This window comes from Pseudomonas sp. 43NM1, assembly GCF_002836905.1.
GTDB lineage: Bacteria > Pseudomonadota > Gammaproteobacteria > Pseudomonadales > Pseudomonadaceae > Aquipseudomonas > Aquipseudomonas prosekii.
Map to the genome: position 1 here is coordinate 1 of NZ_MKGS01000157.1, position 12664 is coordinate 12664.

The following is a 12664-nucleotide window of genomic DNA, read 5'->3' on the forward strand; positions in this document are numbered from 1 at the left end:
TAAAGATCGGCTCCCTTTCCCCTCTCCCCCTTGGGGAGAGGGCTGGGGTGAGGGGTGGATCTAACTGACCCACCCCAATCCAAGCATCACTCAGCCGTCGAAGGCTTCTCCCAAAGGTTGATCCCGCCCTCTTGGGCAAATCGGTCGATCTCCGCCAGTTCTTCCGCGCTGAAGCTCAGATTCTTCAACGCGCCGACGTTTTCGATGATCTGCTCCGGGCGGCTCGCGCCGATCAGTGCCGAGGTCACGCGCGGGTCGCGCAGGGTCCAGGCCAGTGCCAATTGCGCAAGGCTCTGACCACGGCGCTTGGCGATCTCGTTGAGCCCGCGCACGTGCGCGATGTTGGCTTCGGACAAGTGCGATTCCTGCAGCGAACCGCCGCCCGGACGGTTGACCCGCGCGTCCTTCGGAATGCCGTTCAGGTATTTGTCGGTCAACAACCCTTGAGCCAACGGCGTGAAGGCAATCACCCCGGTGCCGAGTTCGTCGGTGACATCCAGCAAGTCTTTTTCGACCCAGCGATTGAGCAGGTTGTACGCCGGTTGATGGATCAACAGCGGCACTTTCCACTCTTGCAGCAGCGCGGCCATTTCGCGGGTTTTCACCCCGGAATAGGACGAGATACCGATGTACAACGCCTTGCCCTGCTGCACGGCAGTGGCGAGGGCACTGGCGGTTTCTTCCAGCGGGGTGTCCGGGTCGAAGCGGTGCGAATAGAAGATGTCGACGTAGTCGAGGCCCAGGCGTTGCAGGCTCTGGTCGAGGCTGGCGAGCACGTATTTGCGCGAACCGCCGCCCTGCCCGTACGGGCCTGGCCACATGTCCCAACCGGCCTTGCTGGAGATGATCAGTTCGTCGCGATACTGCTTGAAGTCTTCGCGCAGCAAACGGCCGAAATTGGTTTCGGCGCTGCCGTACGGCGGGCCGTAATTGTTGGCGAGGTCGAAGTGGTTGATGCCCAGGTCGAACGCGGTGCGCAGCAACGAGCGCTGGGTGTCGATCGGCGTGCTGTCGCCGAAGTTGTGCCACAGCCCCAGCGACAGTGCCGGCAGCACCAGACCGCTGCGGCCAACGCGGCGGTAAGGGATGGAGTCATAGCGGTTTTCGGCAGCGGTGTAAGTCATCGAATCCTCTCTTGTCTGTTTTAGCTGGAATCTGTAGGAGCTGTAGGAGCAAAGCTTGCTCGCGATAGCGGACTTGAAATCGCCATCGCGGGCAAGCCTTGCTCCCACAGAGGCGCTACACAAATCTGTTCCCGGGCCTTGGCAATCCGAGGTTCTCGCGCAAGGTCCGGCCCTCGTACTCTGTTCTGAACAACCCACGCCGTTGCAGTTCCGGAACCACCTCACTGGCAAAATCCTCCAGACCGCCCGGCAGATGCGGCACCAGCACATTGAAGCCATCGGCCGCGCCGTGCTCGAACCATTCCTGCAAGCGGTCGGCAATCTGTTGCGCCGTCCCGATCACGCTGTAATGCCCACGGCCACCGGCGATCTTGCGGCCCAGTTCGGCGAGGCTGAGGTTTTCCCGCCCCGCCAGTTCGGTCAGCAGTGCCTGACGGCTTTGCTGACCGCTCTCGGTCAGCGGCAACTCCGGCAACGGCCCGTGCAACGGATACTTCGACAAATCGAAGTTGCCCAGCATACGCCCAAGTAATGCGACGCCAACCTCGGGTTCGACTAATTGCTGAAACGTTTCATATTTCTCCTGGGCTTCGCGCTCCGTGCGCCCGACCACGACAAAAACCCCCGGCATGATTTTCAGCGAATCGGCGCTGCGCCCGTAACGGCCCAGGCGTCCCTTGAGGTCGGCATAAAATGCCCGGGCGCCAGCCAAGGATGTCTGCGCGGTGAACACCACTTCAGCCGTTTCCGCCGCCAGTTCACGCCCCGACTCTGAAGAACCGGCCTGGACAACCACCGGTTGCCCCTGCGGCGAACGCGCGACGTTCAGCGGTCCCTTGACCCGAAAGTGCTCACCGGCATGATCATGCACGTGTACTTTTTCCGGTTGGTAGTACGTACCGCTGAGCTTGTCCCGTACGAAAGCGTCATCCTCCCAACTGTCCCATAAATCCGTGACCACCTGATGGAACTCCCGCGCCCGGCTGTAGCGGTCGGCGTGGCCGATATGCTGGTTGCGACCGAAGTTTTGCGCTTCGGCTGCATTGTCGGAAGTGACCAGATTCCACCCCGAGCGCCCACCCGAAAGATGCTCCAAAGAGGCGAACTTTCGTGCTACGTGGTACGGCTCGTTATAGCTGGTTGTGGCAGTGGCAATCAGCCCGATGCGCTCTGTAACAACGCTCAATGCCGAGAGCAAAGTCAGGGGTTCAAAGTGCTCTGAGCGCGCCATGCGGCTGGCAATTTCGCCGATGGGCGCCGCGAGGCTGTCGGCGATGAACAACGCGTCAAACTTCGCCGCTTCGGCGATCTGCGCCAGGTGTTTGTAATGCGCGAAGTCGAGTCCGGCGTCGGCCGGCACGTCGGGGTGACGCCATGCGGCGACGTGGTGCCCGGTGGCCATCAGGAAAGCGCCGAGTTTGAGCTGTCGAGGCATGTCAGAAATCCTTGCGCAATTGCACGCCGAAGTAGCGCTCGTCGTCGCGTGGCACGGCGCGGTAGATGTAGTTGCCACCGCTCGCCAGCAGCGGCGAGTAGGACTTGTCGGCGAGGTTCTTGCCGAGCAGCGCGACGCGCCAGCCATTGCTGTAGTCGGCCAGGGCGACGCTAGCGTTCCATAAGCCGTAGGCGCCCTGCTTGGTATCGGCGTTCTGGCTGATGTCGTACTGCACTTCGCTCTGCCAGCTGTAGTCGGTGCCGAATTCGACATCGAGGCCGTTATCCAGCGGGATCGTGTAGTCGGCGCGCACGTAGCTTTTCCAGTCCGGGCTGAACGGCAGTGGCTTGCCGTTGACGTTGCACGAAGCCGCTGCACCCGCCGGGCAGGCGAATTCGTCGATGCGCGCGCGGGTGTAGGCCAGCGCGCCGGAGAATTTCAATTGCTGGGTTGCTTGCAGTGCGTAATCGAGCTCGACGCCTTCGGTGCTGACGCTGCCGGCGTTGATCAGCCGCGTCACCACTTGGCCGGCGACGGTGTCGAAGAAGTTCGCTTGATAGTTGTCGTAATCGCTGTGGAAAACCGCGAGGTTGGTGGTCAGCCGATGGTTCCACGCGGTGGCCTTGATTCCGGCCTCCCAGGTGTTGGAGGTTTCCGGTTTCAGCGCCTCGGTGTCGCGCGGCTGCATGTTGAAAAACACGTTGTACGCCGGGCCTTTGTAGCCGCGCGAATAGGTCAGGTAGGTGGTCACCGTATCGCTCAAGTCGTACTGCACGCCGAGGCGTCCGGACCAGCCATCCTCGTCCACCGATCCCGAGCTGCTAGTGGCCGGTTGAATGCCGCTGACGGTGGTGGCGGTGGTGGAAACGCGGCGGTGATCGTATTCCAGATCGTCGTGGGTCCAGCGCAGGCCGGCGATGCCGCGAAAATTCGAAGTGAAGTTCAGTGTGCTTTCGCCAAACACCGCGTAGCTGTCGCTGGTGGTGCTGTAATCGGCGACGCCACGGTTGAGGCTGGTGGGGGTGGTCAAGGTGCGCTGATAGGTCTCGTAGTCCTTGCCGTGCATGTAGAACAGGCCGCCGACGTATTCGAGAAACTCGCCTTTGGGCGATGCCAGGCGCAGCTCTTGCGAGTATTGATCGAACGCCAGGTCGCCCTTGTCGGCGGTGCCGGGAAACGCTGCGGTCACGCTGCCGAGACGGTCGCCATCCTGATACTGCGTGTTGTCCCAGCCGCGCCACGCGGTGATCGAAGTCAGGGTGTAATCGCCGAGGTTCCAGTCGAGCTGGCCGGACAGGCCTTTGTTGACGTCTTCGACGTGGCTGCGGGTGTCGGTGTTGATGTCGCGATTGTCGCTGGACGGCCGCACCGGGCTCAGCGCATTGCTGAACGCCGGGGCCAGGGACTTGCTGACGACGCCGTTCGGGCCGTCGTCGTGGGACTGCATGTAGTCGGCGATGACGGTGAATTTGACCTCGTCATTCGACGTGAACTCGAGTTTGCCGCGCGCGCCTCGGTGGTTGTAGCCGTTGACCTCCTGGCCGTTGTGCTGGTTGTCGACGTTGCCGTCGTAGCTGCCGAACAACGTGCTGATCGAGCCCTTCAACGTGTCCGGAATCAGGCTGCCGCCGAGGCCGAAACGGGTGCGGCTTTCGTTGCCGCTGTAGTACGACTGATCGATGAAACCGTGAGTCTCGGCGCTCGGCGCTTTGCTGGTGATATTGAGCACGCCGGCCGAAGCATTCTTGCCGAACAGCGTGCCTTGCGGACCGCGCAGCACTTCGATGCGTTCGAGGTCGAGCAGGTCCAGCGTCGCTTGCCCCGGACGCGCATACACCACGCCGTCGATGACTGTGGCCACGGTCGGTTCGACGCCCGGCGAGGTGGAAATGGTGCCGACGCCACGCACGAACAGTGAGGTGTCTTTGTTCGACGCGCCAGTGCGGAAATTCAGCGAAGGCACTTGCTGGACGATGCTCGCGACGCCGTTGCGATTGTCGCGTTCGAGCTGTTCGCCATCGAGCACCGAGACCGCCACCGGGACTTTCTGCAATGACTCTTCGCGGCGGGTAGCGGTGACTGTGACGGACTTGAGCGTTGGTTCCTGATCCGCAGTCTCGACAGCAAACGCGCCTGCGCTGGGCAGCGCGCTCAATCCGGCGAGCAACCAGCCCAAATGCGCTCGGCGTGGCGTGGCAGCACGAATCGATCGCGCCAGTTTTTGTATTTCCCCAGGAATGCTGTGCATGGTCTGCCCGCTCGAAAATGTGCCCTGAACCACTGCCCTTTCTGTGAGGCAGCGACGGTGAATGTGTCTTGGGCATTCGCTCGAGCGAGTAGCAGACAGAACGTTTTGTTAGCGCTAACATCGCCAGTATCGGCAAGCCAGCCATAGACCGTCCAATACTGAAAAATTACTTTTATATGCTTTTTGGTTTTTAAGAGGAATCGCCCGTTGAGTGCAGACAAGCCTCGCAAACGCCGTGGCGCCGGTCGCGTCACGCTCAATACGGTGGCGCGTGAGGCCGGGGTTTCGGCGATCACCGTGTCGCGCTATTTCAATCAGCCGGAGCAGGTATCGCCGGAGCGTCGCGAGCGCATTGCGGCGGTGGTTGCGGAGTTGGGTTACGTGCCCAATCTGGTGGCCGGCGGGCTGGCGTCGGCACGCGGGAAGATTGTCGGCATGGTCATTCCGAACATCTCCGGGCCGATCTTCGCCAACACGATCCAGGGCTTCAGCGACACGCTGAGCCAGCACGGATATCAGTTGTTATTGGCCTCGAGTTATTTCAGCGCCGAGCAGGAAGAAAATGCGGTGCGCGCGTTCCTCGGCTGGGCGCCGGCGGCGTTGGTGCTGACCAGTCATTTTCACAGCGCCGGCACGGAAAAAATGATCGCCGAAGCGGACATTCCGGTGATCGAAACCTGGGATTACCAGCCTGAGCGTGAGCCTTTGCAGATCGGGTTTTCGCATTTTGAAGTCGGCGTGGCCGCTGCGCGATATCTGCATGGCAAAGGTTATCGGCGCATCGCGTTTGTGCAGAACAGCGCGCCGGGCGACTTCAGCGCGCTGGAGCGCCGTGACGGTTACGCCGCGACAGTTGCTCAGTTGGGGCTGGTGCCGTGGGTGTTCGCGCCGGATGTTGATCGAGCGCCGTTCGAGGCTGGCAAACAGGCCATGCAAGCGCTGATGAACACCTCGCCGCGCCCCGACGCGATCATCTTCGCCAACGACAACCTGGCTGCCGGCGGATTGCTCGCCGGGCAGCGCGCCGGACTGAACATCCCCGAAGACTGCGCCGTGCTCGGCTTCGGCGATTACCCCTTCGCCGAAATGCTCCTGCCGAGCCTCAGCACAATCAAACCCCCGGCACTGGAAATCGGCGTCCTCGCCGCCACCCGCGTGCTGCAAAGCCTGGGGGTGTTAGCGGTGGAGGACGAAGTCCAACGACTGAACCTGCTGGAATGCCAAGTGATCGAACGCGAAAGCGCCTGACCCACTGTCCACGTCTGCGGGAAGCAAGGCGTGCCCGCGAAAGCGACCGGCCAGACAACATTTCTGCTGGATGACATGACGCCTTCGCGGGCAAGCCTCGCTCCTACAGGGAGCGGCGTCAGGCCGATAATCCGTGTAGCGCTGCCGCCATGCGGATTGATCGTCAGCGTGAGGTTTGATGATGGGAAACCGCAGGCTCGCTCCTGCGTGTGCCGGTGGCGGCGCTGGTTTTGTTCAGGGTGCTGAGCAAAACCTGGGCGCCACCGGCGGCTGATCAGCGAACCAGGTGCAAGAACTGCATGTGCCGTTCGTACTGGTCGAGGATGTCGTTGATGATCTGGTCCTTGGTGTAGCCGACCAGATCGTAGTCCTGACTGCCCTCGCTCAAATGCACTTCGGCGCGGTAGTAGCGGCGGTTGTTGAGTTGTTTGGAACCCATGCCGCCACGCGCGAAGGATGGCGTGAAGTAACCACGCATCTGCACCTGATAGATAAACGGATGCTCCTCGCCGTGACCGATTTCCAGGCTGACGTTGTCGTTGGCCGGGTCCGGCTGAGTGACCACCTTCAACCCTTTCTCGACGAACACGGCGCTCACTTCTTCAATCGCCGGGCGCACCGTCGTATCGAGGAAGCGGTAAACCTCATCGCGCGACGGGAAATGCACCGCCTGAGTCAAGCGTTGACGCCAACCGCCACGGCGCGAACCGGAGACCGGCGCCAGCGAATGCATCTGCGCAATCTGCTTCTGCGACTCCAGATAGAACGCCTTGTGCAGCCCCCACATCATCAGCAGCAAGATCATCGAGAACGGCAACGAGGTCAGCACCACCGCGGATTTCAGTGCATCGATGCTGCCGGAGAACAGCAGCGCGCTGGTGACCAAAGCGGTCATCGCGCCCCAGAACACCCGCAGCCATTTCGGCCCGTCTTCATCCGGGTTGCCCCCCTTGGCGGACAGGGTCGACAGCACCACGGTGCCCGAATCGGCAGAGGTGACGAAGAACACGAAGCTGATAAACACCGTGACCGCGATTACCGTTTTGCTCCACGGGTAGGTTTCCAGCAGCAAGTACAGGGTCATCGACGGGTTATCGACCGCCGACATACCCAGCGCGGTCATGCCGTGGTTGAGCACTTGATCGATGGCGCTGTTGCCGAAAATCGACATCCACGCGAGGGTGAAACCAAGCGGAATCAACAGCACGCCGAAGACGAATTCGCGGATGGTCCGGCCACGGGAAATTCGCGCGATGAACAGGCCCACGAACGGCGACCATGCAATCCACCAGGCCCAGTAGAACACCGTCCAGCCACCCAGCCAGTCGCTCGGTTTGTCGTAAGCGTAGAGGTCGAAACTCTTCATCGGCAACGCGCCGAGGTAGTCGCCGATGTTCTGGATCAAAGTGTTGAGCAAGTGCTGGGTGGGACCTGCGAACAACACGAACAGCAGAAGAGCGCAGGCGAGCAGCATGTTGATGTCGGACATCACCCGCACGCCTTTATCGACGCCGGACACCGCGACAATGATCGCCGCGCCCATCATCAGCGTGATCAGGCCGACCTGAATCCACTGCGTGTGCGCGATGCCGAACAGGTAGTCGAGGCCCGAGTTCAGGTGCAACACGCCGAAACCCATGTCGGCGCCGAGGCCGAACACCGTGGCGATGATGCCGAAGCCGTCCACCGCGTAGCCGATCGGGCCGTTGATGCGCTTGCCGATCAGCGGGTACAGCGCCGAACGCAGAGCAAGCGGCAAGTTGTGCCGATACGCGAAGTAGGCCAGCGCCATGCCGACGAACGCGAACACGCCCCAGCCATGCAGGCCCCAGTGCAGAAACAGAATCTGCATCGCTTGGCGCGCCGCATCCGGCGTACCGGCGGTGCCTTGCGGCGGTTGCGCCAAATGCGTCAGTGGTTCGGACACGCAGAAAAAGAACAGCGTGATGCTGATGCCGGCGGCGAACAGCATGCCGGCCCAGGACAGATAACTGAATTCGGGTTCGTCGTGGTCGGCACCGAGTTTGATCTTGCCGTAGCCAGATAACGCGGTGACCACCACGAAGACCAGATAAAGCGTCATCGCGAGCATGTAATACCAGCCGACCGTGTTGGCCGCCCAGTTTTGCGCTTCGAGCAGCCAGGCACCGGCCTGCGCGGGCATGGCGATGACGATGATGCCGAATAACAGAATAAAACCCGCAGCGAAGTAGAACACTGGCGGGTTCATGCGGACTTGGCCGCTTGGTGGGGCAGTCGGAGCACTCATGAAACGTGCGCCTCAAAGGGGTGGAACCGGGCAATCAATAACGGACTCGGCAAGGGCAAGCCTCCTGTTGTGAGCGGGCAGCAAACCGGCGGTTTAACTTGAATGAGCGTTCAAGTTAAACATGAATCGGGCGCCGGGGACTAATCGCAGGGCTCGGCGGTCGCCTGACTACGCTAGCTCAAGGATGCGTATGACGTGGGGTTTGGTGGATTCGTTCAGTGCTCAGTGAGCTAAATGCCATTATTGCGGCCCGGCTTGAAGCCATTCGCGGGCAAGCCTCGCGCCTACATGTCCCTGCGCCGACCTGAAAATGGCGCAAAACCTGTAGGAGCGAGGCTTGCCCGCGAAGAGGCCGGCTCAGCCAATCGAGATTCAGGCCCTACTTCTGCGTCCCGTCATCATGCTGCAAGTTCGCCTGCGTCAGGTTGCACCCCGCCGGCACGCTGCGGGTCAGCCACACGTTGCCGCCAATCGTCGAACCCTTGCCGATGGTGATGCGCCCCAGAATCGTCGCGCCGGCGTAGATCACTACATCGTCCTCGACAATCGGATGGCGCGGATGGCCCTTCTGCAACTGGCCGTCCTCGTCCGCCGGGAAACGCTTGGCGCCCAAAGTCACAGCCTGATAAATCCGCACGCGCTCGCCGATGATCGCGGTCTCGCCGATCACCACGCCCGTGCCGTGATCGATAAAAAAACTGCGGCCGATCTGTGCGCCCGGATGAATATCGATGCCGGTGGCCGAGTGCGCGATCTCCGCGCTGATCCGCGCCAGCAGCGGCAAACCGGCGCGGTACAGGTGATGGGCGAGGCGGTGGTGAATCACCGCGAGAATCCCCGGATAGCACAGCAACACTTCATCGACACTGCGCGCCGCCGGGTCGCCGTGATAGGCCGCCAGCACATCGGTGTCGAGCAGGCTGCGCAGCCCCGGCAACGCGAGGGCAAAATCCTGAATGATCGAAATGGTCCTGGCTTCGAGCTCAGTGTCGTGCTGGTGATCAATTGCCGCACTGTGGCGCGCGGCGTAGCGCAGTTCGAGCCGCGCCTGCGCCAGCAACGCATTCAACGCGACATCCAGCGTGTGGCCGACGTAGAAATCTTCGCTCTCTTCGCGCAAGTCCACCGGCCCCAGACGCATCGGGAACAGCGCGCCGCACAAGGCTTCAAGAATCTCCGCCATCGCCGCGCGGGACGGCAACTCGCGGCCACCCTGCTCGCCACTGACGCGACCGTTCTGGCTGCGCCACTGATCCCGCGCCGTGCGCAGTTGGCTGACGATGGTGTGCAATTGCCAATGGCTGGAACGCTCGCTCACGGTAGAAAACTCCTCACGGGCGGCCGGACTGTCTGGCCGCACTGACGGCGATCACTTTACGGCAACGTCCGGAGGGCGAATTAAGAACCAATTGTGCTGTCATCAGAACTGATGGATATAAGCGACTGGCGGTTGCCCGAATAAATGGGCGTGCCTATAGTCCTGTGATTCTCATGCGCCAGTACGGACCCATGATCAAAAATTCGCTCGCCCGCTTCAACCGCCTCGACCTGCTCGGCCACCCTACCGCGCTGGAAAAACTCGAACGTCTGTCGACCTGGCTGGGCCGCGATGTCTACGTCAAACGCGATGACCTGACGCCGCTGGCGATGGGTGGCAACAAGCTGCGCAAGCTCGAATACCTCGCCGCCGATGCGCTGGCGCAGGGCGCGGACACGCTGATTACCGCTGGCGCGCTGCAATCCAACCACGTGCGCCAGACTGCGGCGATTGCCGCCAAGTTGGGCCTGGGTTGCGTGGCGCTGCTGGAAAACCCGCTGGGCACGGACGACGCCAACTATGTCGGCAACGGCAATCGGCTATTGCTGGATTTGTTCGACGCCAAAGTCGAATTGGTCGAGAACCTCGACAACGCCGACGAGCAATTGCAGGCCTTGGCTGATCGGCTGCGCAACAGCGGTAAACATCCGTACGTGGTGCCGATTGGTGGCTCCAACGCGTTGGGCGCGCTCGGTTACGTGCGCGCCGGCCTGGAGCTGGCCGAGCAGATCAAGGACAGCGGCTTGCAATTCGCCGCCGTCGTACTGGCCTCGGGCAGTGCTGGCACTCACAGCGGTCTGGCGCTGGCGTTGAATGAAGTTTTGCCGGATTTGCCAGTGATTGGCGTGACGGTTTCGCGCAGCGACGAAGATCAGCGGCCGAAGGTTCAGGGCCTGGCCGAGCGCACCGCGGAGTTGCTGGGTGTGAGCCTGCCGGCGAGTTTCAAAGTTGAATTGTGGGACGAATATTTCGGCCCGCGTTACGGCGAACCGAACGCCGGGACGTTGTCTGCGGTCAAGTTACTGGCAAGTCAGGAAGGCTTGTTGCTGGACCCGGTATACACCGGCAAAGCGATGGCCGGGCTGCTTGACGGCATTGGTCGCGGACGTTTTGACGACGGCCCGATCATCTTCCTGCACACCGGCGGCGCCCCGGCGTTGTTTGCCTATAAAGACTTCCTGTAAACGAACACCCCCGTGGCTAGGGGCGTCCTGTGGCGAGGGGGCTTGCCCCCGTTGCGTCGCGTAGCGGCGCCCAGTTCTTGTAAAGATTACGACTGCTGCGCAGCCGAACGGGGGCAAGCCCCCTCGCCACAGGTCATCACGCTATGCATTTATTCTTTAAAGGAATAACAGAATTGTTATTTAGTATTTTCCTATCTAACAGCATCGTCATATAGTCGCGCCGCAGGCGAATTTGGCGCAGACGCATAAGCTGCTTTAGGGCAGGATATCGCAGTCGTCCAAATCCCGATTTTGCCAACATTGCCAATAGCATCGTTCACAAGAAACCGTCTTTCATAAAAAAACGTCTTTCAAAAAAACAGGGGCTTGTCATGAATTTTTCCGCACTACGTCGAAATCTGCTGGTAGGTTCGCTGGGCCTGGCACTCAGCGCCGGCCTGATGGGGCAAGCGGTTGCCGGTGAGCAACTGCAAAAAATCAAAGACGCTGGCGTGATCAACGTCGGCCTGGAAGGCACTTATCCACCGTTCAGTTTCGTCGACGCCGACGGCAAACTGGCCGGCTTCGAAGTCGAATTCTCCGAAGCTCTGGCCAAAGAGTTGGGCGTGAAGGTCAAACTGCAACCAACCAAATGGGAAGGCATCCTCGCGGCGCTGGAATCCAAGCGTCTGGATGCCGTGATCAACCAGGTGACCATCTCCGAAGAGCGCAAGAAGAAGTATGACTTCTCCGAGCCGTACACCGTTTCCGGGATTCAGGCGCTGGTGCTGACCAAGAAAGCTGCGGACCTCAACATCAAGTCCGCCGCCGACCTGGGTGGCAAGAAAGTCGGCGTAGGCCTGGGCACCAACTACGAAGAGTGGGTCAAGAAGAACGTCCCGACCGCTGACGTGCGCACTTACGAAGACGATCCAACCAAGTTCCAGGACCTGCGTGTCGGCCGCATCGACGCCATCCTGATCGACCGTCTCGCCGCCCTCGAATATGCGAAGAAAGCCAAGGACACCACCGCCGCCGGCGAAGCGTTCTCCCGTCAGGAAGCCGGTGTCGCCCTGCGCAAAGGCGAGCCTGAGTTGCTGGCCGCGATCAACAAAGCCATCGACAAGCTGCGTGCCGACGGTACGTTGTCCAAGCTTTCGGAAAAATACTTCAGCGCTGACGTCACCAAGTAATGGGCGACGCTTTCCAACTCGCACTGGACTCCGCGCCCTTCCTGCTGAAGGGCGCGTATTACACGGTGATCCTCAGCCTGGGCGGGATGTTTTTCGGCCTGGTGATGGGCTTCGGCCTGGCGTTGATGCGCTTGTCGCGCTTCAAACTGGTGAGCTGGATTGCTCGCATCTACGTGTCGTTCTTTCGCGGCACGCCGTTGCTCGTGCAACTGTTCGTGATCTATTACGGCTTGCCGCAATTGGGCCTCGAACTTGATCCGCTGCCGGCCGCCCTGATCGGCTTCTCGCTGAACATGGCCGCCTACGCCTGCGAAATCCTCCGTGCCGCGATCAGCTCCATCGAGCGCGGCCAGTGGGAAGCCGCCGCCAGTATCGGCATGACCCGCGCGCAGACCTTGCGCCGGGCGATCATTCCGCAAGCGATGCGCACGGCGCTGCCGCCACTGGGCAACAGCTTCATTTCGCTGGTCAAGGACACCGCGCTGGCTGCCACTATTCAGGTGCCGGAGCTGTTCCGTCAGGCGCAACTGATCACCGCCCGCACTTTCGAAATCTTCACCATGTATCTGGCCGCCGCGCTGATCTACTGGATCCTTGCCACGGTGCTTTCGCACCTGCAAAACCAGTTGGAAGCACGGGTCAATCGGCACGACCAGGAGTCCTGAC

At 61.1% G+C, this 12664-nt stretch carries 9 protein-coding genes; 4 read left to right on the forward strand and 5 right to left on the reverse strand.

Annotated elements, in window-relative coordinates:
* Positions 1-86 precede the first annotated feature (86 nt).
* The 3 genes from mgrA to BI292_RS18500 form a co-directional block, all read right to left on the reverse strand.
* A complete protein-coding gene (mgrA, locus tag BI292_RS18490; RefSeq protein WP_092274984.1) occupies positions 87-1124 on the reverse strand; it encodes an L-glyceraldehyde 3-phosphate reductase in 1038 nt (345 codons plus the stop codon).
* A gap of 115 nt (positions 1125-1239) precedes the next feature.
* On the reverse strand, positions 1240-2559 hold the full coding sequence (locus BI292_RS18495; protein WP_101208720.1) for an LLM class flavin-dependent oxidoreductase: 1320 nt from the start codon (positions 2557-2559) through the stop codon (positions 1240-1242).
* A gap of 1 nt (position 2560) precedes the next feature.
* Positions 2561-4807, reverse strand: coding sequence for a TonB-dependent receptor (locus BI292_RS18500; RefSeq protein WP_101208721.1), 2247 nt, complete (start codon positions 4805-4807; stop codon positions 2561-2563).
* 207 nt (positions 4808-5014) lie between these two features.
* Here BI292_RS18500 and BI292_RS18505 point away from each other — a divergent pair, with 207 nt between their 5' ends.
* Positions 5015-6055 carry a LacI family DNA-binding transcriptional regulator gene (locus BI292_RS18505; RefSeq protein ID WP_101208722.1) on the forward strand — a complete coding sequence of 347 codons (1041 nt, stop codon included), beginning with the start codon at positions 5015-5017 and terminating at the stop codon, positions 6053-6055.
* Positions 6056-6329: 274 nt separating this feature from the next.
* Here the strand turns inward: BI292_RS18505 and betT are convergent, their stop codons facing one another.
* Both betT and epsC read right to left on the reverse strand, forming a co-directional pair.
* Entirely contained in the window at positions 6330-8285 is a 1956-nt protein-coding gene (betT, locus tag BI292_RS18510; protein WP_178076597.1) for a choline transporter BetT, read from the reverse strand.
* A gap of 418 nt (positions 8286-8703) precedes the next feature.
* Entirely contained in the window at positions 8704-9642 is a 939-nt protein-coding gene (epsC, locus tag BI292_RS18515; RefSeq protein WP_101208724.1) for a serine O-acetyltransferase EpsC, read from the reverse strand.
* Positions 9643-9833: 191 nt separating this feature from the next.
* Here epsC and BI292_RS18520 point away from each other — a divergent pair, with 191 nt between their 5' ends.
* The 3 genes from BI292_RS18520 to tcyL all read left to right on the forward strand — a co-directional run bounded on the left by BI292_RS18520 (position 9834) and on the right by tcyL (position 12663).
* Positions 9834-10826, forward strand: a complete 993-nt coding sequence (locus tag BI292_RS18520) for a D-cysteine desulfhydrase (RefSeq protein WP_101208725.1) — start codon at positions 9834-9836, stop codon at positions 10824-10826.
* 371 nt (positions 10827-11197) lie between these two features.
* Entirely contained in the window at positions 11198-11998 is an 801-nt protein-coding gene (gene tcyJ / locus BI292_RS18525; protein ID WP_092275005.1) for a cystine ABC transporter substrate-binding protein, read from the forward strand.
* Entirely contained in the window at positions 11998-12663 is a 666-nt protein-coding gene (tcyL, locus tag BI292_RS18530; RefSeq protein WP_092275008.1) for a cystine ABC transporter permease, read from the forward strand. The genes tcyJ and tcyL overlap by 1 nt, the downstream gene beginning before the upstream one ends.
* Position 12664 lies beyond the last annotated feature (1 nt).

Coding starts and splice junctions, on each gene's coding strand:
- mgrA (WP_092274984.1), bottom strand. CDS start 1,124: ATGACTTACACCGCTGCCGAAAACCGCTATGACTCCATCCCTTACCGC.
- tcyJ (WP_092275005.1), top strand. CDS start 11,198: ATGAATTTTTCCGCACTACGTCGAAATCTGCTGGTAGGTTCGCTGGGC.
- tcyL (WP_092275008.1), top strand. CDS start 11,998: ATGGGCGACGCTTTCCAACTCGCACTGGACTCCGCGCCCTTCCTGCTG.
- betT (WP_178076597.1), bottom strand. CDS start 8,285: ATGAACCCGCCAGTGTTCTACTTCGCTGCGGGTTTTATTCTGTTATTC.
- BI292_RS18520 (WP_101208725.1), top strand. CDS start 9,834: ATGATCAAAAATTCGCTCGCCCGCTTCAACCGCCTCGACCTGCTCGGC.
- BI292_RS18495 (WP_101208720.1), bottom strand. CDS start 2,559: ATGCCTCGACAGCTCAAACTCGGCGCTTTCCTGATGGCCACCGGGCAC.
- BI292_RS18500 (WP_101208721.1), bottom strand. CDS start 4,807: ATGCACAGCATTCCTGGGGAAATACAAAAACTGGCGCGATCGATTCGT.